At 57.9% G+C, this 21306-nt stretch carries 19 protein-coding genes; 9 read left to right on the top strand and 10 right to left on the bottom strand.

The window, feature by feature from the left end; genetic code table 11:
* Window positions 1-115 precede the first annotated feature (115 nt).
* A complete protein-coding gene (rpmE, locus tag ACQUTP_RS23210; RefSeq protein WP_002882922.1) occupies window positions 116-328 on the top strand; it encodes a 50S ribosomal protein L31 in 213 nt (70 codons plus the stop codon).
* A gap of 101 nt (window positions 329-429) precedes the next feature.
* Here the strand turns inward: rpmE and metJ are convergent, their stop codons facing one another.
* Window positions 430-747: a met regulon transcriptional regulator MetJ gene (gene metJ, locus ACQUTP_RS23215; protein ID WP_002882924.1), complete on the bottom strand. Its 318-nt coding sequence runs from the start codon at window positions 745-747 to the stop codon at window positions 430-432.
* Between the two features lie 267 nt (window positions 748-1014).
* Between metJ and metB the strand changes: the two genes are divergently transcribed.
* Together metB and ACQUTP_RS23225 are read left to right on the top strand one after the other, a co-directional pair.
* Complete coding sequence (gene metB / locus ACQUTP_RS23220) at window positions 1015-2175, top strand: cystathionine gamma-synthase (RefSeq protein WP_131077089.1); 1161 nt, start codon at window positions 1015-1017, stop codon at window positions 2173-2175.
* 2 nt (window positions 2176-2177) lie between these two features.
* Window positions 2178-4610 carry a bifunctional aspartate kinase/homoserine dehydrogenase II gene (locus tag ACQUTP_RS23225; protein WP_285755408.1) on the top strand — a complete coding sequence of 811 codons (2433 nt, stop codon included), beginning with the start codon at window positions 2178-2180 and terminating at the stop codon, window positions 4608-4610.
* 38 nt (window positions 4611-4648) lie between these two features.
* On the opposite strand, the gene ACQUTP_RS23230 is transcribed toward ACQUTP_RS23225, so the two are convergent.
* The gene (locus ACQUTP_RS23230) at window positions 4649-5020 is read right to left on the bottom strand and encodes a carboxymuconolactone decarboxylase family protein (protein WP_004203680.1); all 372 of its coding nucleotides are present in this window, start codon (window positions 5018-5020) and stop codon (window positions 4649-4651) included.
* 91 nt (window positions 5021-5111) lie between these two features.
* Between ACQUTP_RS23230 and ACQUTP_RS23235 the strand changes: the two genes are divergently transcribed.
* The gene (locus ACQUTP_RS23235; protein ID WP_023319430.1) at window positions 5112-6020 is read left to right on the top strand and encodes a LysR family transcriptional regulator; all 909 of its coding nucleotides are present in this window, start codon (window positions 5112-5114) and stop codon (window positions 6018-6020) included.
* A gap of 2 nt (window positions 6021-6022) precedes the next feature.
* Here ACQUTP_RS23235 and ACQUTP_RS23240 read toward each other — a convergent pair whose 3' ends face one another.
* The 3 genes from ACQUTP_RS23240 to ACQUTP_RS23250 form a co-directional block, all read right to left on the bottom strand.
* Complete coding sequence (locus ACQUTP_RS23240; protein ID WP_023319431.1) at window positions 6023-7039, bottom strand: substrate-binding domain-containing protein; 1017 nt, start codon at window positions 7037-7039, stop codon at window positions 6023-6025.
* 91 nt (window positions 7040-7130) lie between these two features.
* A complete protein-coding gene (locus tag ACQUTP_RS23245) occupies window positions 7131-8630 on the bottom strand; it encodes a PTS transporter subunit EIIC (protein WP_023319432.1) in 1500 nt (499 codons plus the stop codon).
* A 108-nt stretch (window positions 8631-8738) separates the two neighbouring features.
* The gene (locus ACQUTP_RS23250) at window positions 8739-8912 is read right to left on the bottom strand and encodes a hypothetical protein (protein WP_017899816.1); all 174 of its coding nucleotides are present in this window, start codon (window positions 8910-8912) and stop codon (window positions 8739-8741) included.
* A 74-nt stretch (window positions 8913-8986) separates the two neighbouring features.
* Here ACQUTP_RS23250 and metF point away from each other — a divergent pair, with 74 nt between their 5' ends.
* Window positions 8987-9874, top strand: coding sequence for a methylenetetrahydrofolate reductase (gene metF, locus ACQUTP_RS23255; protein WP_004203682.1), 888 nt, complete (start codon window positions 8987-8989; stop codon window positions 9872-9874).
* A gap of 93 nt (window positions 9875-9967) precedes the next feature.
* Here metF and gldA read toward each other — a convergent pair whose 3' ends face one another.
* The 3 genes from gldA to ACQUTP_RS23270 all read right to left on the bottom strand — a co-directional run bounded on the left by gldA (window position 9968) and on the right by ACQUTP_RS23270 (window position 12935).
* Window positions 9968-11071, bottom strand: coding sequence for a bifunctional L-1,2-propanediol dehydrogenase/glycerol dehydrogenase (gldA, locus tag ACQUTP_RS23260; RefSeq protein ID WP_428902458.1), 1104 nt, complete (start codon window positions 11069-11071; stop codon window positions 9968-9970).
* Between the two features lie 54 nt (window positions 11072-11125).
* Window positions 11126-11788 (bottom strand): fructose-6-phosphate aldolase, encoded by a 663-nt coding sequence (gene fsa, locus ACQUTP_RS23265; RefSeq protein ID WP_048293958.1) that lies wholly within the window; start codon window positions 11786-11788, stop codon window positions 11126-11128.
* A gap of 205 nt (window positions 11789-11993) precedes the next feature.
* Window positions 11994-12935, bottom strand: a complete 942-nt coding sequence (locus ACQUTP_RS23270; RefSeq protein ID WP_227667577.1) for an AraC family transcriptional regulator — start codon at window positions 12933-12935, stop codon at window positions 11994-11996.
* Window positions 12936-13004: 69 nt separating this feature from the next.
* Between ACQUTP_RS23270 and zinT the strand changes: the two genes are divergently transcribed.
* The gene (gene zinT, locus ACQUTP_RS23275) at window positions 13005-13655 is read left to right on the top strand and encodes a metal-binding protein ZinT (protein ID WP_004203686.1); all 651 of its coding nucleotides are present in this window, start codon (window positions 13005-13007) and stop codon (window positions 13653-13655) included.
* 46 nt (window positions 13656-13701) lie between these two features.
* Here the strand turns inward: zinT and ppc are convergent, their stop codons facing one another.
* Window positions 13702-16353 carry a phosphoenolpyruvate carboxylase gene (gene ppc, locus ACQUTP_RS23280; protein WP_017899812.1) on the bottom strand — a complete coding sequence of 884 codons (2652 nt, stop codon included), beginning with the start codon at window positions 16351-16353 and terminating at the stop codon, window positions 13702-13704.
* Window positions 16354-16611: 258 nt separating this feature from the next.
* Window positions 16612-17763: an acetylornithine deacetylase gene (gene argE / locus ACQUTP_RS23285; protein WP_004203688.1), complete on the bottom strand. Its 1152-nt coding sequence runs from the start codon at window positions 17761-17763 to the stop codon at window positions 16612-16614.
* Between the two features lie 113 nt (window positions 17764-17876).
* Between argE and argC the strand changes: the two genes are divergently transcribed.
* From argC to argH, 3 genes are all read left to right on the top strand, one after another.
* Window positions 17877-18881 (top strand): N-acetyl-gamma-glutamyl-phosphate reductase, encoded by a 1005-nt coding sequence (argC, locus tag ACQUTP_RS23290; RefSeq protein WP_048293960.1) that lies wholly within the window; start codon window positions 17877-17879, stop codon window positions 18879-18881.
* Window positions 18882-18887: 6 nt separating this feature from the next.
* Window positions 18888-19664 carry an acetylglutamate kinase gene (argB, locus tag ACQUTP_RS23295; RefSeq protein ID WP_087833757.1) on the top strand — a complete coding sequence of 259 codons (777 nt, stop codon included), beginning with the start codon at window positions 18888-18890 and terminating at the stop codon, window positions 19662-19664.
* A 100-nt stretch (window positions 19665-19764) separates the two neighbouring features.
* The gene (gene argH / locus ACQUTP_RS23300; RefSeq protein WP_285755404.1) at window positions 19765-21138 is read left to right on the top strand and encodes an argininosuccinate lyase; all 1374 of its coding nucleotides are present in this window, start codon (window positions 19765-19767) and stop codon (window positions 21136-21138) included.
* Window positions 21139-21306: the final 168 nt, after the last annotated feature.

A 21306-nucleotide genomic window follows, 5' to 3' on the forward strand; every position in this document is an offset into this window, starting at 1 on the left:
ATTACCGTGTGCTTCACGCTGTCAGCAGCGTAGAGGGCGACGGGAAATTACTAATATCGCGTGGTGTCTGGCGTTAGGGCTGGAAGAGCGACGCGGCCTTAACTGAGGTTCTCCCATGAAAAAAGGTATTCACCCAAATTACGACGAAATTACTGCTACCTGTTCTTGCGGTAATGTCATGAAAATCCGCTCCACTGTAGGTCATGACCTGAACCTCGACGTGTGCGGCAAATGCCACCCGTTCTTCACCGGCAAACAGCGTGATGTTGCTACCGGTGGCCGTGTTGACCGCTTCAACAAGCGCTTCAGCATCCCGGGCAGCAAGTAAGTTGCCAGAAGAAGCCGCCTCAGGGCGGCTTTTTTGTGTCTCTCGCCTGCCTGGGCGAGAAAGAAAAAGGGCGGAAGAGTGCTTCCGCCCTTTTTATTGTCTCAGTATTCCCACGTATCCGGGTCGATACCCAGTTCACGCATAATCGCTTTCGCTGCTTCCGGGATCTCATCGCTGCGCTCTTTACGCAGGTCTTCATCGTTAGGCAACGGTTGTCCGGTAAAGGCATGCAGGAACGCTTCGCACAGCAGCTCGCTGTTGGTCGCGTGACGCAGGTTATTCACCTGACGACGCGTACGTTCATCGGTGAGGATTTTTAACACCTTCAGAGGAATGGAAACCGTAATTTTCTTTACTTGCTCACTCTTCTTACCGTGCTCAGCGTATGGGCTGATATATTCGCCGCTCCATTCAGCCATGAGATACCTTAATCCTCTGTTTATTAGTGAAGGGCCAGAATATTCCGCCCGGGCTATAATTGCGCGTAGTTTACCGTAAGCGCAGGCTTTCTGACATGAGATAAGCCGCCGCCGACGTGCGCTAATGCATATAATTTTAACGGCTATTTGCACTTTGCTCAATCTATACGCAAAGAAGTTTAGATGTCCAGATGTATTGACGTCTATTGTGACAATGATTACTCTGGAGCCTGACTTTTCACCGATTCAGCCCAGGAACTTCCCAACATGACGCGTAAACAGGCCACCATCGCAGTGCGTAGCGGTTTAAATGACGACGAGCAGTACGGTTGCGTTGTCCCGCCGATCCACCTCTCCAGTACCTATAACTTCACCGACTTTAATGAACCTCGCGCTCACGACTACTCCCGCCGCGGCAACCCGACGCGTGATGTGGTGCAGCGTGCCTTAGCGGAGCTGGAGGGCGGCGCTGGCGCGGTGCTGACCAATACCGGTATGTCGGCGATCCTGCTGGTGACGACGGTGTTCCTTAAGCCTGGCGATCTGCTGGTGGCGCCGCACGACTGCTACGGCGGCAGTTACCGTCTGTTCGATAGCCTGGCGAAGCGCGGCTGCTATCGCGTTCAGTTCGTCGATCAAAACGATGAGCAGGCGCTGCGGGCGGCGCTGGCGGAAAAACCGAAGCTGGTGCTGGTCGAAAGCCCAAGTAATCCATTGCTGCGGGTAGTGGATATTGCGAAAATCTGTGGTCTGGCGCGCGAAGCAGGGGCGATCAGCGTGGTCGATAACACCTTCCTGAGTCCGGCGCTGCAAAACCCGCTGGCGCTGGGCGCCGATCTGGTGTTGCACTCCTGTACTAAATACCTTAATGGTCACTCTGATGTAGTGGCCGGGGTGGTGATTGCCAGCGATCCGGCGACTGTCACTGAACTGGCATGGTGGGCGAATAATATTGGCGTCACCGGCAGCGCCTTCGACAGCTATCTGCTGTTGCGCGGGCTGCGGACGCTTTCTCCACGCATGGAAGTGGCGCAGCGTAATGCCCTGGCGATTGTCGAGTATCTGAAAACCCAGCCACTGGTGAAAAAGCTGTATCATCCGTCGCTGCCGGAAAACCAGGGGCATGAAATTGCGGCGCGTCAGCAAAAAGGTTTTGGCGCAATGTTAAGCTTCGAGCTGGACGGTGACGAGCAGACGCTGCGCCGTTTCCTGAGCGGGCTGTCGCTGTTTACACTGGCGGAATCGCTGGGGGGCGTTGAAAGCCTGATTTCCCATGCGGCAACGATGACGCATGCCGGCATGGCGCCTGAAGCGCGTGTCGCCGCCGGAATTTCAGAAACGCTCCTGCGTATTTCGACCGGTATTGAAGATGGTGAAGATTTAATTGCCGACCTGGAAAATGGCTTCCGGGCAGCAAACGAGGAATAAAGATGAGTGTGATTGCGCAGGCAGGGGCGAAGGGTCGTCAGCTGCACAAATTTGGTGGGAGTAGTTTAGCGGATGCGAAATGTTACCTGCGCGTCGCGGGGATCATGAAGGAGTATTCGCAGGCGGGGGACATGATGGTCGTCTCCGCCGCTGGCAGCACCACCAACCAGCTGATCAGCTGGCTTAAGCTTAGCCAGAGCGATCGCCTTGCTGCGCATCAGGTTCAGCAGTCGCTTCGCCGCTATCACACCGAACTGATTGGTGGTCTGGTGGAGCCTGCGGCGGCGGATACGCTGATAGCCGCCTTTATCCACGACCTTGAGCGTCTGGCTGGTCTGCTGGACGGCGGGGTTTCCGAAGCGGTCTATGCGGAAGTGGTCGGCCATGGGGAAGTGTGGTCCGCGCGCCTGATGGCGGTGGTTCTCAACCAGCTGGGAATGGAAGCCGCCTGGCTTGACGCGCGCGCGTTCCTGCGCGCGGAACGTGCCGCGCAGCCGCAGGTGGATGAAGGATTATCCTATCCACTGCTGCAGCAGCTGATGGCGCAGCATCCTAACAAACGTCTGGTGGTGACCGGCTTTATCTCCCGCAACCAGGCCGGTGAAACCGTCCTGCTGGGCCGTAACGGGTCTGACTACTCCGCCACCCAGATCGGTGCGCTGGCGGGCGCTTCCCGCGTCACTATCTGGAGCGACGTCGCCGGGGTGTACAGCGCGGATCCGCGCAAGGTGAAAGACGCCTGTCTGCTGCCGCTGCTGCGTCTGGACGAAGCCAGCGAGTTGGCGCGTCTGGCCGCGCCGGTGCTCCATGCCCGCACGCTACAGCCGGTTTCCGCCAGCGATATCGATCTGCAGTTACGCTGCAGCTATACGCCGGAACAGGGTTCCACGCGCATTGAGCGCGTACTGGCCTCCGGTACTGGCGCCCGGATTGTCACCAGCCATGACGACGTCTGCCTGGTGGAGTTCCAGGTGCCGGCCGGTCACGATTTCAAACTGGCGCATAAAGAGCTGGACGCCCTGCTCAAACGCGCCCAGCTGCGCCCGTTAGCCGTTGGCGTCCATGCCGACCGCAAGCTGCTGCAGTTTTGCTATACCTCCGAGGTGGCCGACAGCGCGCTGAAGCTGCTCGATGAAGCAGGTCTGCCGGGCGAGCTGCGTCTGCGTCAGAAGCTGGCGCTGGTGGCGATGGTGGGCGCTGGCGTCACCCGTAACCCCCTGCACTGCCACCGTTTCTGGCAGCAGCTGAAAGGGCAGCCAGTGGAGTTCACCTGGCAGTCGGAAGAAGGAATCAGCCTGGTGGCCGTACTGCGCGCCGGGCCGACGGAAAGCCTGATCCAGGGGCTGCACCAGTCCTTGTTTCGTGCCGAAAAGCGTATTGGCCTGATGCTGTTCGGCAAAGGAAACATCGGTTCCCGCTGGCTGGAGCTGTTCGCCCGTGAACAAACCACGCTCTCGGCGCGCACCGGCTTTGAGTTTGTTCTCGCCGGCGTGGTCGACAGTAAACGCAGTCTGCTGAACTATGACGGGCTGGACGCCAGCCGGGCGCTGGCTTTCTTCAACGATGAAGCGGTGGAGCAGGATGAAGAGTCGCTGTTCCTGTGGATGCGCGCGCACCCGTACGATGATTTAGTGGTGCTGGACGTCACCGCCAGCGAACAGCTGGCCGACCAGTATCTTGATTTCGCCAGCCATGGCTTCCACGTGATCAGCGCCAACAAGCTGGCGGGGGCCAGCAGCAGCGATAAGTATCGCCAGATCCACGACGCGTTTGAGAAGACGGGGCGCCACTGGCTGTATAACGCCACCGTGGGCGCCGGCTTGCCGGTGAACCATACGGTGCGCGACCTGATCGACAGCGGCGATACCATCCTCGGCCTGAGCGGTATCTTCTCGGGAACGCTCTCCTGGCTGTTCCTGCAGTTCGATGGCACCGTGCCGTTCACCGACCTGGTGGATCAGGCGTGGCAGCAGGGGCTGACCGAGCCGGATCCGCGCGTCGATCTGTCCGGTAAAGATGTGATGCGCAAGCTGGTGATCCTCGCGCGGGAAGCGGGCTATGACATCGAACCGGATCAGGTGCGCGTGGAATCACTGGTCCCGGCGCACTGTGAAGAGGGTTCGGTTGATCACTTCTTTGAGAATGGCGAAGAGCTGAACGAGCAGATGCTGCAGCGCCTGGAGGCGGCCCGCGAGATGGGGCTGGTGCTCCGCTACGTGGCGCGCTTTGATGCCAACGGCAAAGCTCGCGTCGGCGTGGAAGCGGTACGCGAAGAGCACCCGCTGGCGGCGCTGCTGCCGTGCGATAACGTGTTTGCTATCGAAAGCCGCTGGTATCGTGATAATCCGTTGGTGATCCGCGGGCCCGGCGCCGGGCGTGACGTGACCGCCGGGGCGATCCAGTCGGATATTAACCGTCTGGCGCAGCTACTGTAATCCCGAGAAAAGGACCAGGCCAGGCCTGGTCTTTTTTGTTAGTGCGCCGCAAAAACCGCTTTAGCGGCAAACAGGCCGTTTAGCGCCGCCGGGAATCCGGCGTAGACCGCCATCTGCATGATCACTTCCGTAATTTCCTCTTGCGTCAGACCAACATTTAATCCCGCGGCAATATGCACTTTCAGCTGCGGCTCGGCGTTACCCAGCGCGGTGAGTGCGGCGATGGTGGCGATTTCCCGGCTGCGCAAATCAAGCCCTGGCCGGGCGTAAATATCGCCGAAGGGGAACTCAATCAGATAGCGGGCGAAGTCGGGGGCGATATCCCGCAGGCTGTCGACGACGGCTTCCCCGCCGTGACCGTCCACGCGCTGAAGCATTTCCTGACCGGTGATATAACGTTCGCTGGACATCGTTTTTTCCTCTCTGTGATGAAGCGTTGAGAGGAAGGGTAGGGAAGTTTGCCGGACTTGAGTAATACCCTTTTCGTGATACCTTTTCAGTATGACAACTTCGCGATTGCATTCTCTCGATATCCGCCTGCTGCGCGCCTTTGCGGTGGTGGCGGAGGAAAATAACATCAGCCGGGCGGCGCAGCGGTTATTTATCTCGCAGCCGCCGCTGAGTCGCCATATGCGCCATCTGGAAGCGCAGCTGGGGGTGACGCTGTTTCAGCGCCATAGCAAAGGCCTGATCCTTACCGACGCGGGCAGAGAGGTGCTGGCAATGATTCGGCCCATGCTGGCGCTCCAGGAACGCACGCTGGCGGCATTGAGTGAGCTCTCCGTTCACTCACCGCCGTCTCTGCGTCTGGGCGTGACGACCGCCTTCGAACAAGGCATTTTCGCCGCTGTTGAATCTGCGCTGAGCGAACATACCCGCGCGTTGCATATCACCCGCCACGCTTCACCGGCGCTGGCTCAGCAGGTGCGCAAAGGCAAACTCGATGCAGCGCTGGTTGCGCTGCCGCTCAATACTGAAGGGCTGCACCTGCACCCATTGCCGTATCAGGAGCCGCTTATCGCGGCAGTGCCAACCTCCTGGCCGGAAGCCGCCACATCAGCGTTAACGCTAAGCGCGCTCAATCACCGGCCGCTGTTCTGGTTTAAACGTGAGCGTAACCCCGATTTCTTTGACTATACGCGACGCATTTTCGACCGGGCTGGCTATACCCCCGCTTATGTGGAAGAGCCTGCCGAACATGATGTGCTGCTGGCGCGAATTGCGCGTGGGGAAGGCATGATCCTCCTGCCGGCGTCCTTTTCCGCAATCCAGCGTCAGGGGGTGGTGTTCTGTCCTGTCGCTGAAGGCGACAGCATGCCGTTAAGCCTTGGGGTGATCTATGCGCCTCACCGGGCAGAATCCGTGCAGCAATGGCTCTCACTGCTGGATGAGCACCTGACGACTGGCTAGCCTCAGGCTGACTCTCGAGCCACCAGCTGTCCGGAAAGGGTAATGCGCTGGGTCGGCAGGGCAGGTTCTTTGATTTTGCGGATAATGAGCGAGGCTACCTGACGTCCTGTCTCTTCGCTGGCGGAAGAGACATAAGTGAAGGATGGCGAGGTCAAATTCACGTGCATCATGTCTTCAAAACCCACCAGCGCCACCTGCTGAGTGAGAAAGACATCTTTTCCCACCGTGCGTCCAACCTGATGAATGCCGCTGAGGCAGCCAATCATTGCATCCGGTGAGTGGCACAGCAGGGCGGTAATGGCATTATTTTTTTCCAGCAACTGGCGGGTAGCGATACTGGCAGCCTGCGTATTGTCGCTGCAGGCAGGAGCAAATTCCTCCCGTACGGTCATGCCGTTTTTCTCCAGCGTACTGTATAAGCCAAGCAGCCGCTGCTGACGAATCAGGTCATTATCCTGTCCGCCAATATAGGCGATGTAGCGATGGCCGCGTTCAATCAAATAGCGGGCGGCGATACTGGCGGCCTGGCGATTATCGCGGACCACCTGGTCATGATGGCCGGAGAGCGGCGTTTGCGAGACGGCGACCAGCGGCAGAGGACATGCTTGTAACGCCGCAGGCAGCGCATTGCTGGTGGTATCGGCATCCAGATATATCACGCCGGCGACGCCCTGCTGTTTAAACGACAGCAGGCAGCGGGCCAGATAGTCATGATCGTCGCGCGGCTGGCCGAGGATCACCATATAGCCTTGCTTCTCCAGCTCCTGGACGATATTCGCCATCACTTTAATGGAAAAACTGTCGTTGAAGTCGCGCAGGATCAGGCCGATCAAATTGGTGGTATTGGCGCGAAGGTTAGCGGCGGCGACGTTATGTACATAGCCAAGTTCCTGGATGGCCGCGTTGACTTTTTCGATGGTGGCGTCGGAGATCTTCCCTTTCTGGCGTAATACCAGCGACACCGTCGAAACGGAGACGCCGGCCAGTTTCGCCACATCTATAATGCTGACTTTCTTCAAAATCGCTCCATGACAACGCGTGTATTACCGTCAGATCGCAGACATAGGCTTACCCACGGTAAGCCTACTTCCACACCATAACACCTTCTTGTTATTTGCCAATCATCCCCGACATGGTTTGCGCGATAAATTGCGCCCTGGCGCCAAAAATAATCTGGATGCCGTTATCGCCGACGAAGACCACCCCGCGTGCGCCGATGCCGTTGAGGCCATCTTTATCAACCGCATCGCGCTCAGCCACTTCCAGGCGCAAGCGGGTGATACAAGCCCCGACGGAATCGATATTTTGTGAACCACCGAGAAGATTGACGATCTCCGTTGCCAGCTCCGCGTCGGTTTTATCATCGGCGGTGACAGTGATATCGGTACGGCCTGGTGTTTTCACATCAAAGCGACGGATAACGAACCGGAAGGTGAAATAATAAATCAGCCCCATCGGCACGCCAACGATAACCGCATTGAGGAAGTGGGTTTGATAGCCGTTCAGCGACGGCAGAATACCGAAGGAGATATAGTCAATTAGCCCCGCCGAGAAGGATTTAGCGATATGCGCATGCAGCAGATACATTGTCATGTACGAGAGCCCCGCCATGATGGCGTTGAAGACGTACAGGATCGGCGCCACGAAGATAAAGGTAAATTCTACGGGTTCGGTAATGCCGGTCAGGAAGCAGGTCAGCGCGGCAGAGAAGAGAATACCGGCCGCGATTTTTTTATTCTTAGTATGCGCTTCGTGATACATCGCCAGACAGGCAGCTGGAAGCGCGAACAGCATAAGCGGGAATTCCCCCTGCATAAACTTCCCAGCGTTTTGGTAGCTATCAGAGCTAAAAGATTTCACTCCTTCTTCCAGCATTTTAAACCAGATGGTCTGGTCGCCGTGGATCACCTGGCCTGCCTGAGTGGTGTAATCGCCGAAAGAGTACCAGAAAGAGGGATACCATATGTGGTGCAGTCCCAGTGGGATCAGCGCCCGTTCAACAAGGCCGAAAATAAAGGTCGATGCAGCCTGGTTGTCGCCGTTTACCACCATCGACAGTGAGTCAATACCAGCCTGGATATGTTGCCAGACATAAGGCAACAGCAGGCCGAGGATAAATGAGAGAAATGCTGTGGCGATCGCCACGAAACGCTTACCCGAGAAGAAGCCAAGGAACTCAGGCAACTGCATCGCATGGAAGCGGTTATAGCACCACGCCGCGAGAATACCGCAGATGAGACCGCCAAAAACCCCCATCTGCAGCGTCGGGATGCCGACGACCATGGCATATTTTCCGCCCTGAGAGGCCATCTCCGGCGTAATGCCGAGCACAGTGCTAATGGTGATATTAGTGATGAAGACGGAGACGGCTGCCGACAGCGCAGCGATACCCGATTCTGATGCCAGCCCCACGGCTGAACCAATTGCGAACAGCATTGGCAGGTTATCAAAAATGATACCGCCGGCGTTCATCATCAAGGGCATATGGAATTTATCCCCGAAGGCCAACAGTAAGCCGGCGGCCGGGAGGAGCGAAATCGGCAGCATCAAGGCGCGGCCGATCATCGACAGTTTTGATAATGATTTTATGAACCCTGACCACAGACTCATGGTGATATCCCAGAATAGATTTTATAAGCATTATTGCGTAAGTAGAACGTTCTAGTAGAACGTTCTACTTACTCTGAACCAAGCGATAAGCGGCTGCAATAACAATCGCTATGGCCAACATGGGGAGATGCTGGTTTTTTGAACTGCTTCAAATTTCATCGGATCGAATTCTTCCTGCGCGGCATCCATTCTGGCCGGAAGATGAATTTTTTTCATATTGGCCGCCTTTTCCTCACTCTTTACGCAGATTTTTCTATTGACGCCCGCGCGCTTTTCCGTCATTTTTACATCTGGACGTCTAAACGTATAGAAGTTCGCAATACAACAGCCATTACATGCGATTGATGAGGTAAGGTATGAGCTTTTTTCACGCCAATCAGCGGGAAGCCCTGAATCAGAGCCTGGCGGAAGTCCAGGGCCAGATTAATGTGTCCTTTGAATTCTTTCCGCCGCGCACCAGTGAAATGGAGCAAACCCTGTGGAAATCCATCGATCGCCTGAGCAGTCTGAAACCGAAGTTTGTCTCGGTGACCTATGGCGCGAACTCCGGCGAGCGCGATCGCACCCACAGCATCATCAAGGGCATTAAAGAGCGAACCGGTCTGGAAGCGGCGCCGCACCTGACCTGTATCGATGCGACTCGCGATGAGCTGCGCACTATCGCCCAGGATTACTGGAACAACGGCATCCGCCATATCGTCGCGCTGCGCGGCGACCTGCCGCCGGGCAGCGGTAAACCGGAGATGTATGCCGCCGATCTGGTCAGCCTGCTGAAAGAGGTGGGGGATTTCGATATCTCTGTTGCCGCGTATCCGGAAGTGCATCCGGAAGCGAAAAGCGCGCAGGCGGATTTACTCAACCTGAAACGCAAAGTCGAGGCAGGCGCCAACCGCGCGATCACCCAGTTCTTCTTCGATGTGGAAAGCTACCTGCGTTTTCGCGATCGCTGCGTCTCAGCGGGCATCGACGTGGAAATTATTCCGGGTATCCTGCCGGTATCCAACTTTAAACAGGCGAAAAAGTTTGCGGATATGACCAACGTTCGTATCCCGGTGTGGATGTCGAAAATGTTCGAAGGTCTCGATAACGATGCCGAAACCCGTCAGCTGGTGGGGGCTAACATCGCTATGGACATGGTGAAGATTTTAAGTCGGGAAGGGGTAAAAGATTTCCACTTCTACACCCTGAACCGCGCCGAAATGAGCTACGCCATCTGCCATACGCTGGGCGTGCGTCCGGCCTGAGTGCTTGCCGTTTCCGCCGCCAGTGGGCGACACGTCCGGCAGATAAACATAAAAAACACCCGGCTGACGCCGGGTGTTTTGTTTTGCTCTGGATTATTCCCATTCCTGCAGGAAGCGCTGGCCATATTGGTCGGCGACCAGCAGCGCGGCGTAGACCTGGTCGGAGTTAACCCCGCCCGGCATATTGTGAATGGTTTCGCCTTCAGCGCAGGCGGCTTCCGCCACCAGGCGCATTTTGGTCGGGATGTCGCCTTTGATATCCAGCTGCGCCAGGGTGATCGGCAGCCCAACGCTGTGACATAGCGCGGCGACGGTCTCGATCTCTTCCACCGGCGCGTTTTCCAGCACCAGCTGCGTCAGGGTGCCGAACGCCACTTTTTCACCGTGATAATAGTGGTGAGCGTCAGGGATGGCCGTCATGCCGTTATGAATTGCGTGGGCTGCCGCCAGGCCACCGCTTTCAAAACCGACGCCGCTCAGATAGGTGTTGGCTTCCACCACCCGCTCCAGCGCCGGAGTGACCACGTGCTGTTCGGCGGCCAGCATCGCTTTTTCACCCTCTTCGAGTAAGGTGTTGTAGCACAGCTCGGCCAGCGCCAGCGCCGCCTGGGTGCATTTCCCGCCCGCCATGGTGGGGGCGCCGCTGCGTGAGCAGGCGCGGGCTTCGAACCAGGTGGCCAGCGCATCGCCAATTCCGGCTGCCAGCAGGCGAGCCGGCGCGCCGGCAACGATCTGCGTATCGACAATGACCATGTTAGGGTTATGCGGCAGCATCAGATAGCTGTCGAACTCCCCTTCGTCGCTGTAAATCACCGACAGCGCGCTGCACGGCGCATCGGTGGAGGCGATGGTAGGGGCGATCGCCACCGGCACCTTCATAAAATGGGCCAGCGCTTTCGCGGTATCCAGGGTTTTACCACCGCCGATCCCCAGCACGGCGGTGCATTTCGCACTGCCGGCGATATCGCGCAGGCGATTGATTTCATTATGCGAACATTCACCGCCAAACGGCGCGATTTCCGCCGCCAGGCCGGCATCGGCCAGGCTTTTGCGTAGCATCTCTTCCGCGAATCCCAGCACGAATTTATCGCCAACGACCAGCCAGCGTTCGGCCAGCGGTTTCAGGTAGTCGCCAAGGCGCTTGATGGCGCCTGCGCCCTGAATGTATTTGCCTGGTGATTGAATAATGCGATCCATTACGATTCCTCCTCGATGACCGTGATGCCGCCCGCAGGCGGCGCGCGGGTCCGGTTACAGGTTCAGCGTGCCAAAGGCGTTATTCCAGTCCTGTTCAAACTTCTCTATGGCTGACTCTACCGCAGGGGTGCCGAGCATTTGTTGCGCTACATCTAGTGGAAGGGTGATGGCTTCGCAGCCAGCCAGCAGGCAATCCAGCGCCTGACGGGGCGTTTTGAAGCTCGCCGCCAGCACTTTGCTTTCGGGCGCATGCATTTCCAGCAGGGATTGCAGCTCCTGCACCATGCGGATGCCGTCCCCGCCCTGAGCGTCGACGCGGTTAACGTAAGGCGCGACGTACTTTGCGCCGGCCAGCGCGGCCAGCAGACCCTGTGAGGCGCTGTAGACGGCGGTGCCAAGGGTTGGGATGCCTTCCTTCTTCAGCAGCTTGATAGCGGCGAGGCCTTCGGCGGTGACCGGGATTTTGACCACGATGCGCGGTACGGCGTTGCTCAGGCGTTTGGCTTCTGCCACCATGCCCTGCGCATCGCGGCTCATGGTCTGCGCAAACAGAATCCCTTCCGGGCCAACGGCTTTTTGCAAGCGCGGCAGTACATCCCAGACCGGTGTTTTTCCGGCGGCGATAATGCTCGGGTTGGTGGTCACCCCGGCCAGCGGGTAGATGCGGGCCAGGCGTTCCACTTCGGCGACGTTGGCGGTATCCAGATAGAGTTCCATAGTGTTTTCCTCAATGCTTAATTCGGTGCTGTCGTTGAGGTAAGCATACGGCTTTCGTTTGAAGGATCGCCAGATGACAAATTTGCCAAAAACTGGATAAATGTACGCATCGCGATTAAGGATGATTTAGATCACATTTATCGACGCAGCCTGGGATGAGAGGAAACTATAGCGCGCACAAAAGTCAGGTTTAACACACAAAAATCTAGTTTTTTGCCGGGGATGATTTTTCCGTCAGCTGGCTATGGTACTGGCGGCGGTATTCAGACGGCGAGCGTTCCGTGGTTTTGCGGAACAGGCGGCAGAAGTAGTTACTGTCGGCGAAGCCGCAGGCGTGGGCGATGTCTTTCACTTTCATATCGTGGCCCTTCAGCAGCATACGGGCCTGTTCGAGACGAATGTGGTTCAGATATTCATTGAAGCCCATTGGCCCACATTTCTGGAACAGATGAGAAAGATAGTTAGGAGAGAGATAGAACGCCTGGGCGACCGATTCCCGGCTCAGCGGCTCCGGGTAATGGACCTCGATGTACTGACGGATTGCCTCGAACAGCGCCTGGCTGCGCGAGGAGGTTTGCGCCTGGCTGCCGAGAAGATCATGGCAGTGGCTGAGCAGGCTGATGACGATGCTGCGGGCGGTTTGCTGCTCCTGCGGCTGCATCCGGATCTCGTTGAGCGCCTGCAGCAGAAAGGAACCGACGCGCGGCCCGCGACGCAGCGCCTGTAGTTTTTCAACAACGGCGATCGTCTTGCCATTCCAGTGCTGCAGCGAGCACTCCAGCTGCTGCTTAGCGAACAGGATGCTTAACAGCAGGCAGGGCGCCTGCCACTGTGGGCAGTTCCAGCTATCGCCAGGAATATAGAGCACGTCATGGGTCTCCAGGGGCGGGGCGTTATCGCCGAGCGCCTGGTCGCGCAATTGCCCATCGAGGAGGATATTCAGACGGGGAAAATCAACCTGCACCACCGGTTCAGCAGGCGAGCGCGTCTCGCCGGCGAAATAAACCCGGCCGAGGCTGGTCTGCTTTTTTAGCAATGCATCAATAAGTTGATTGATATCGTTGTCCATCATTGTTCCGCCCCGCGCATCAACCTTTTCATCATACCGGACATTATTCCAGCGGTAAAAGCGCCAGCCTGTCGCTATTGCTTCTCACTTAAGATATGTTATATCGTAACAATTTGTCGCCATTGATAACAAACTCAGGAGAGAGTAATGACCAGAAAGATCCCCCTGCTGGCCTTGGGACTCGGCATGGCGCTAGCCAGCGCCCAGGCGTTCGCCCACGGCAACCATAGCCATGGGCCGGCGCTAACCGAAGTGGAGCGTCAGGCCAGCGAAGGCATTTTTGCGGATAAAGATGTGCAGGACCGCGCGCTGAGCGACTGGGAGGGCGTCTGGCAGTCGGTGAACCCATATCTGCTCAACGGCGATCTCGATCCGGTGCTGGAGCAGAAGGCGAAAAAGCCCGGCGGCAAGAGCGTGGAGGAGTATCGCGCCTATTATAAGAAGGGCTACGCCACCGATGTGGAACAGATTGGCATTGAAGATGACGTGATTGAGTTCCACGTCGGCGAGACCGTCAACAGCTGCAAATACCGCTATTCAGGCTACAAAATTCTGCATTACGCCTCCGGTAAGAAGGGCGTACGTTATCTGTTCGAGTGCCAGCAGGGCGATGCCAACGCGCCAAAATATGTCCAGTTCAGCGACCATATCATTGGTCCGCGTAAATCGCAGCATTTCCATATTTTCATGGGCAATGAATCACAGGAAGCGTTGTTGAAAGAGATGGATAACTGGCCGACCTATTATCCGTATGCGCTGCATAAAGAACAGATCGTTGATGAGATGTTGCACCACTAGAACGGGTGAGAAATCCCCCGGCCGGGTGGCCGGGGGAAGACATCGATTAGCCGGTGTTACGCATACCGGCGGCGACGCCGGCGATGGTGACCATCAGCGCTTGTTCAACGCGCGGATCCGGGTCTTTGCCCTCTTCTTCAGCCTGGCGTGAACGGTGCAGCAGTTCCGCCTGCAGGACGTTCAGCGGGTCGGTATAGATATTACGCAGCTGGATAGACTCGGCGATCCACGGCAGGTCAGCCATCAGATGGGAGTCGTTGGCGATGGCCAGCACGACGTTGATATCGGCAGCCAGCAGCTTGCGCAGCTCGGTACCCAGCGCCCACAGCTCCGGTTTCACCAGGCGCTGATCGTAATACTCCGCCAGCCACAGGTCGGCCTTCGAGTAAACCATCTCCAGCATGCCGAGGCGGGTGGAGAAGAACGGCCAGTCGCGACACATCGCTTCCAGTTCACTCTGTTTTCCGCCTTCGACTACCTTCTGCAGCGCAGCGCCAGCGCCCAGCCAGGCCGGAAGCATCAGGCGGTTCTGGGTCCAGGCAAAGATCCACGGAATGGCGCGCAGCGACTCGACGCCGCCGGTCGGGCGACGTTTTGCCGGGCGCGAACCCAGCGGCAGTTTGCCCAGCTCCTGCTCCGGAGTGGCGGAGCGGAAGTAAGGTACGAAATCTTTGTTTTCACGCACATAGCCGCGATACATCTTGCACGACACGTCGGACAGCTCGGCCATGATGTCGCGCCACTGCGGTTTGGGTTCCGGCGGCGGCAGCAGGTTGGCTTCGAGGATCGCGCTGGTATAGAGCGACAGGCTGCTGATGGTGACTTCCGGCAGGCCGTACTTAAAGCGGATCATCTCACCCTGCTCGGTAACGCGCAGGCCGCCTTTCAGGCTTCCCGGCGGCTGCGAGAGGAGCGCGGCGTGGGCCGGCGCGCCGCCGCGGCCAATGGAGCCACCGCGACCGTGGAACAGCGTCAGTTCGATCCCGGCTTTCTCACAGGTTTTGATCAACGCATCCTGCGCCTGGTACTGCGCCCAGGAGGCGGCCATCACCCCTGCGTCTTTCGCGGAATCAGAGTAGCCGATCATGACCATCTGTTTGCCCTGGATAAAGCCGCGGTACCAGTCGATATTCAGCAACTGGGTCATGACGTCGTTGGCGTTGTTCAGGTCGTCCAGCGTTTCGAACAGCGGAGCCACCGGCAGGGCGAAGCCAATCCCGGCCTCTTTCAGCAGCAGGTGAACCGCCAGCACGTCGGACGGCGTTTTGGCCATCGAGATCACGTAGGCGGCGATCGATCCGCGCGGCGCCTCGGCGATCACTCTGCAGGTGTCGAGAACTTCGCGGGTCTCTTCGCTCGGCTCCCACTGGCGCGGCAGCAGCGGACGTTTGGAATTCAGTTCGCGGATCAGGAAAGCCTGTTTGTCGGCTTCTGACCAGCTTTCGTAATCGCCGATCCCGAGGTAACGGGTCATTTCGCCCAGCGCTTCGGTATGGCGAGTGCTTTCCTGACGGATATCAATACGCACCAGCGGTACGCCGAAAGACTTCACGCGGCGCAGGGTGTCGAGCAGTTCGCCGTTGGCGATAATGCCCATGCCGCAGGCCTGCAGCGATTTATAGCAGGCGTACAGCGGCTCCCACAGCTGCTCGTTCTGCGTGATCAGTCCCGCCGGTTTCGGCAGCTTCTGACCTTTCAGGCGCGCTTCCAGCCAGGCCTGGGTCTCCATCAGCTGAGTGCGCAGTTTCTTCATCAGATAACGGTACGGTTCCTGAGCGCCCTCGGCGCCGGCCAGGGCGCGCAATTCGTCGGTACACTCCACCATCGACAGCTCGGAGATCAGCACCTGCACATCTTTAAGGAACAGATCGGTCGCTTTCCAGCGGCTGAGCAGCAGCACGTGGCGGGTGATATCGGCGGTCACGTTCGGGTTGCCGTCGCGGTCGCCGCCCATCCACGAAGTGAAACGCACCGGGACAAAGTCCACCGGCAGCTGATAGCCGAGGTTGGCTTCCAGCTGTTCGTTCAGCTCGCGCAGGTAGTTAGGCACCCCTTCCCACAGGCTGTTTTCCACCACCGCGAAGCCCCATTTGGCTTCATCGACCGGGGAAGGGCGGTGCTTACGAATTTCATCGGTATGCCAGGACTGGGCGATCAGCTGGCGCAGACGGCGCATCAGCTGGTGGTGCTCGTAGTCCGCGATATCTTTGTTATCCAGCTGCTTGAGGCAGTTGTTCACTTCCACCATTTTATGGATCAGCGTCCGGCGGGTGATCTCGGTCGGGTGGGCGGTTAACACCAGCTCCAGGGACAGAGATTCCACCGCTTTTTTGATGGTCTCTTCGTTGAGATTGGGTTGGTCTTTGAGCTTTCTCAGGGTACGCGCAATGACTTCCGGATTGCTGGCCGCTTCGCCATTCGGCGAAATGCTGTGGTACTGCTCAGCGGTGTTAGCCAGATTCAGGAACTGGCTGAAGGCACGGGCTACCGGCAGCAGTTCGTCGTTAGACAAATTCTGCAGCGTGGTCAGCAGCTCCTGGCGGTTAGCTTCGTTGCCGGCGCGTGAAGATTTGGACAACTTACGGATAGTTTCGACACGATCAAGAATATTTTCTCCCAATGCATCCTTGATGGTATCGCCCAGCACCTTGCCGAGCATACTGACATTACTACGCAATGCGGAATATTGTTCGTTCATGTTACCCCAGACACCCCATCTCATTTTATTTTGTTATATCCGCTGCGCTGGAACGTGAGCAACGGATAAGCAACCCGTCTTTTATAAAGCCACGTAAATACCCCCACGTCAATTACTGCGAAATCGCTTCAGCAAACGAGTAAATACCCGTAATTTGCGAAATTTAACTCAGGGGGCGCTTGATAAGCATCGCTTATGGAAATGTGACGATCGTCACCGTTCCGCCCCGGGAGAACGGGGCGGAAAAAGAGGGCGATTTTAGTGCCAGCAGAAGTGGTGGACCACCTGGCTAATCAGCTCCCGCGTCGGCTTGATAAAGCGCGTCTCCAGAAACTCGTCAGGCTGATGGGCCTGGTTGATCGAGCCCGGGCCGAGAACCAGCGTTGGGCACAGCGTCTGGATAAACGGCGCTTCGGTACAGTAGTTCACCACGTCGGTCTGGGCGCCAAGCAGTTTCTCAACCACCTGCACCAGCTTATGGTCCGGTGGGCACTCATAGCCGGGGATCGGCGGATGCAGCTCCGAGACCGTCAGGCGGCCTGGCCAGCGTTCGCTGACCGGGGCCAGCGCCTCGCCCAGCAGACCATTAAGGTCGTTGAGGGTCATCCCCGGCAGCGGGCGGATGTCCATATGCAGTTCACAGCAGGCGCAGATACGGTTTGAGGCATCGCCGCCATGGATGGCGCCGAGGTTGAGGGTCGGGTAAGGGACCGTGAACGCCTCGAAGTGGTAGCGCTCTTTTAGCAGATCGCGCAGCTGCATAATCCGGCCGATGGCGTCGTGCATCAGCTCGATCGCGTTGACCCCGCGCGCCGGATCGCTGGAGTGGCCGGACTGGCCCTGAATACGGATCGCGTTGGACATATGTCCTTTATGGGCGCGGATTGGCTGCAGGGAGGTGGGCTCGCCGATGATGGCGCAGTCCGGGCGCAGCTGGGTGGTTTCGGCAAAATAGCGCGCGCCAGCCATGCTGGTCTCTTCGTCGGCGGTGGCCAGAATATACAGCGGTTTTTTCAGCGTGGTGACGTCGACATCGCGCAGGGCGTCGAGAATAAAGGCGAAAAAGCCTTTCATATCGGCCGTGCCGAGGCCGTAGAGCTTGTTATCGTGTTCGGTGAGGGTGAACGGGTCGCGCGTCCAGCGGCCATCATCGAACGGCACGGTATCGGTATGCCCTGCGAGCAGCAGGCCGCCGGCGCCGTGTCCGGTGCTGGCCAGCAGATTGAATTTATGGCGCGTATCCGGCACTGGCTGTACCTCGACGTTGAAGCCGAGATCGCGGAACCAGCCGGCCAGCAAATTGATTAAAGACTCATTGCTTTGATCGAGAGCCTCTTCGGTCGCGCTGATGGACGGTGTGGCGATCAACGCGCGGTAGATCTCGATAAAGGGCGGTAAATTGTTTTTCATTGTTGACACACCTTGGGTCGTGATAGTATCAATATTCATGCATTTATTGTGAATAAAAATACAATATCGTTGAGCGTAAGAAAACCCATCGAATGTAAGGAGATGCGCTTCCAATGTTAAATACGCTGATTGTGGGTGCCAGTGGTTATGCCGGCGCAGAGCTGGTGACCTATATCAATCGTCATCCGCATATGAACATAACCGCTTTGACGGTCTCCGCGCAAAGCAATGATGCGGGAAAATTAATTTCCGACCTGCATCCGCAGCTCAAAGGCATTGTCGATATGCCGCTGCAGCCGATGTCCGATATCAGCGAATTCAGCGCTGGCGTGGACGTGGTGTTTCTCGCCACCGCGCACGAAGTGAGTCACGATCTGGCGCCGCAGTTCCTTGCCGCCGGCTGCGTGGTGTTCGATCTCTCCGGTGCCTTCCGCGTTAACGATGGGGCGTTCTACGAAAAATATTATGGTTTCACTCATCAGCATCCCGACCTGCTCAAACAGGCGGTGTATGGTCTGGCGGAGTGGAGCGCGGATGCGCTTAAAGAAGCGCAGTTAATCGCGGTGCCTGGCTGCTACCCAACGGCGGCGCAGCTGTCGCTGAAGCCGCTGATCGATGCCGGTCTGCTGGATCTCAACCAGTGGCCAGTGATCAACGCCACCAGCGGGGTGAGCGGCGCGGGTCGTAAGGCCGCGATCGGCAACAGCTTCTGTGAAGTTAGCCTGCAGCCGTACGGCATATTTAACCATCGCCATCAGCCGGAGATTGCCAGCCACCTCGGGGCAAAGGTAATTTTTACCCCGCACCTGGGTAATTTTAAGCGCGGCATTCTGGAAACCATTACCTGCCGTCTGAAGCCGGGCGTCGGCCATGCGCAGATCGCGGCGGTTTACCAGCAGGCTTACGCCGATAAACCACTGGTACGTTTATATGATAAAGGCGTGCCCGCTTTGAAAAGCGTCGAAGGCCTGCCATTCTGTGATATCGGTTTTGCCGTGCAGGACGATCATCTCATCGTCGTCGCGGCAGAGGATAACCTGCTGAAAGGCGCCGCAGCGCAGGCGGTGCAGTGCGCGAATATTCGTTTCGGCTTCGCTGAGACGCAGTCTCTTATTTAAGGTGTGATGATGAACCCATTAATTATCAAACTTGGCGGCGTATTACTCGATAGCGAAGAAGCGCTGGAGCGCCTGTTTACCGCGCTGGTTAACTACCGTGAAGCGCACCAGCGTCCGCTGATTATCGTCCACGGCGGCGGCTGCGTGGTGGATGAGCTGATGAAGCAGCTCAACCTGCCGGTGCAGAAGAAAAATGGCCTGCGCGTTACGCCGGCTGAGCAAATCGACATCATCACCGGCGCGCTGGCGGGTACCGCCAACAAGACGCTGCTGGCGTGGGCGAAAAAGCACGGTCTGGCCTCTGTCGGCCTGTTCCTCGGCGATGGCGATAGCGTGAAGGTGACGCAGCTGGATGCTGAGCTGGGCCATGTCGGGCTGGCGCAGCCGGGCTCCCCGGCACTGATCAACACCCTGTTGGCCGGCGGTTACCTGCCGGTGGTGAGCTCTATCGGGGTGACCGATGAAGGCCAGCTGATGAACGTCAACGCTGACCAGGCGGCGACGGCGCTGGCGGCCACCCTGGGGGCGGATCTGATCCTGCTGTCTGACGTCAGCGGTATCCTCGACGGTAAAGGGCAGCGCATTGCCGAGATGACCGCCGAGAAAGCGGAACAGCTGATCGAGCAGGGGATTATCACCGACGGCATGATTGTTAAAGTGAATGCGGCCCTTGACGCCGCACGCGCTCTGGGCCGTCCGGTGGACATCGCCTCCTGGCGTCACGCCGAGCAGCTGCCGGCGTTGTTTAACGGCACGCCAATCGGCACACGTATTCTGGCTTAAGATTTCATGCCCGGCGGCGCGTTGTCTGCCGGGCTTACAAGACCGTAGGCCGGGGAGGCACAACGCCACCGGCGGAACTAATGAATAAAGGAAGCATGTTATGGCACTTTGGGGCGGGCGTTTTACACAGGCAGCAGATCAACGGTTTAAACAGTTCAATGACTCGTTGCGCTTCGACTATCGTCTGGCGGAGCAGGATATCGTTGGCTCTGTCGCCTGGTCGAAAGCGCTGGTAACGGTCGGCGTTCTGAGTGCCGCTGAACAGCAGCAGCTGGAAGAAGCGCTGAATGTGCTACTGGAAGAGGTGCGCGCCAATCCGCAGCAAATCCTCGCCAGCGATGCCGAAGATATTCACAGCTGGGTGGAAGGCAAACTGATCGACAAAGTGGGCCAGTTGGGCAAGAAACTGCATACCGGCCGCAGCCGTAACGACCAGGTCGCTACCGATCTTAAACTGTGGTGCAAAGATACCGTTGTCGAATTGCTGTCGGCGAACCGCCAGCTGCAGAGCGCGCTGGTGGAGACGGCCCAGCAGAACCAGGGCGCGGTGATGCCGGGGTACACCCACCTGCAGCGCGCCCAACCGGTGACGTTCGCGCACTGGTGTCTGGCCTATGTCGAAATGCTGGCGCGCGACGAAAGCCGCCTGCAGGACGCACTGAAGCGCCTCGACGTTAGCCCGCTGGGCTGCGGCGCGCTGGCGGGAACGGCGTATGAGATCGACCGCGAGCAGCTGGCCGGGTGGCTGGGCTTTGCCTCCGCCACCCGCAACAGCCTCGACAGCGTGTCCGACCGTGACCATGTTCTGGAGCTGCTTTCCGATGCCTCTATCGGCATGGTGCATCTGTCGCGCTTTGCGGAAGATCTGATTTTCTTCAACTCCGGCGAGGCGAATTTCGTCGAGCTTTCCGACCGCGTAACCTCAGGCTCCTCGCTGATGCCGCAAAAGAAAAACCCGGACGCCCTGGAGCTTATCCGTGGCAAATGCGGTCGCGTGCAGGGCGCGCTGACCGGCATGATGATGACCCTGAAAGGGCTGCCGCTGGCCTACAACAAAGATATGCAGGAAGATAAAGAGGGGCTTTTCGACGCCCTGGATACCTGGCTCGACTGCCTGCATATGGCGACCCTGGTGCTGGATGGCATCCAGGTAAAACGTCCGCGCTGTGCGGAAGCGGCGCAGCAGGGCTATGCCAACGCCACGGAGCTGGCGGATTATCTGGTGGCGAAAGGCGTACCGTTCCGCGAGGCGCACCATATTGTCGGTGAAGCGGTGGTGGAAGCCATTGCGCAAGGGAAACCGCTGGAAGCGCTGGCCCTGGCCGATCTGCAGAAATTCAGCCCGGTGATTGTGGACGATGTTTATCCGATCCTGTCGCTGCAGTCCTGCCTGGATAAACGCGCGGCAAAAGGCGGCGTCTCGCCGCAGCAGGTGGCGCAGGCTATCGGCGAGGCGAAGGCCCGTCTGAGCTAATCCTTAGATATCTGCCTCCCCTGACCCGGCCGAGCCCAGCGACGCCGGGTTTTTTATGCAAAAAAAAAAGCGGACGCAAGGTCCGCAAAAGTTCACGTTGGCTTTAGTTGTTCGGGTAGAGAAACAGTGTGACGGGCCAGTGGTTTTCAGAGGTTCACCGTCTTTATG

Source organism: Klebsiella sp. 2-CIP_Kleb. (genome assembly GCF_050378715.1).
GTDB classification, from domain to species: Bacteria; Pseudomonadota; Gammaproteobacteria; order Enterobacterales; family Enterobacteriaceae; genus Klebsiella; species Klebsiella quasipneumoniae.

Bases quoted from the DNA above. Each gene is read 5' to 3' on its own strand.
- metF (WP_004203682.1), top strand. From the start codon at position 8,987: ATGAGCTTTTTTCACGCCAATCAGCGGGAAGCCCTGAATCAGAGCCTG.
- ACQUTP_RS23235 (WP_023319430.1), top strand. From the start codon at position 5,112: ATGACAACTTCGCGATTGCATTCTCTCGATATCCGCCTGCTGCGCGCC.
- zinT (WP_004203686.1), top strand. From the start codon at position 13,005: ATGACCAGAAAGATCCCCCTGCTGGCCTTGGGACTCGGCATGGCGCTA.
- ACQUTP_RS23245 (WP_023319432.1), bottom strand. From the start codon at position 8,630: ATGAGTCTGTGGTCAGGGTTCATAAAATCATTATCAAAACTGTCGATG.
- ACQUTP_RS23230 (WP_004203680.1), bottom strand. From the start codon at position 5,020: ATGTCCAGCGAACGTTATATCACCGGTCAGGAAATGCTTCAGCGCGTG.
- argB (WP_087833757.1), top strand. From the start codon at position 18,888: ATGATGAACCCATTAATTATCAAACTTGGCGGCGTATTACTCGATAGC.
- metJ (WP_002882924.1), bottom strand. From the start codon at position 747: ATGGCTGAATGGAGCGGCGAATATATCAGCCCATACGCTGAGCACGGT.
- rpmE (WP_002882922.1), top strand. From the start codon at position 116: ATGAAAAAAGGTATTCACCCAAATTACGACGAAATTACTGCTACCTGT.
- ppc (WP_017899812.1), bottom strand. From the start codon at position 16,353: ATGAACGAACAATATTCCGCATTGCGTAGTAATGTCAGTATGCTCGGC.
- argE (WP_004203688.1), bottom strand. From the start codon at position 17,763: ATGAAAAACAATTTACCGCCCTTTATCGAGATCTACCGCGCGTTGATC.
- gldA (WP_428902458.1), bottom strand. From the start codon at position 11,071: ATGGATCGCATTATTCAATCACCAGGCAAATACATTCAGGGCGCAGGC.
- fsa (WP_048293958.1), bottom strand. From the start codon at position 11,788: ATGGAACTCTATCTGGATACCGCCAACGTCGCCGAAGTGGAACGCCTG.
- argH (WP_285755404.1), top strand. From the start codon at position 19,765: ATGGCACTTTGGGGCGGGCGTTTTACACAGGCAGCAGATCAACGGTTT.
- metB (WP_131077089.1), top strand. From the start codon at position 1,015: ATGACGCGTAAACAGGCCACCATCGCAGTGCGTAGCGGTTTAAATGAC.
- ACQUTP_RS23225 (WP_285755408.1), top strand. From the start codon at position 2,178: ATGAGTGTGATTGCGCAGGCAGGGGCGAAGGGTCGTCAGCTGCACAAA.
- argC (WP_048293960.1), top strand. From the start codon at position 17,877: ATGTTAAATACGCTGATTGTGGGTGCCAGTGGTTATGCCGGCGCAGAG.
- ACQUTP_RS23250 (WP_017899816.1), bottom strand. From the start codon at position 8,912: ATGACGGAAAAGCGCGCGGGCGTCAATAGAAAAATCTGCGTAAAGAGT.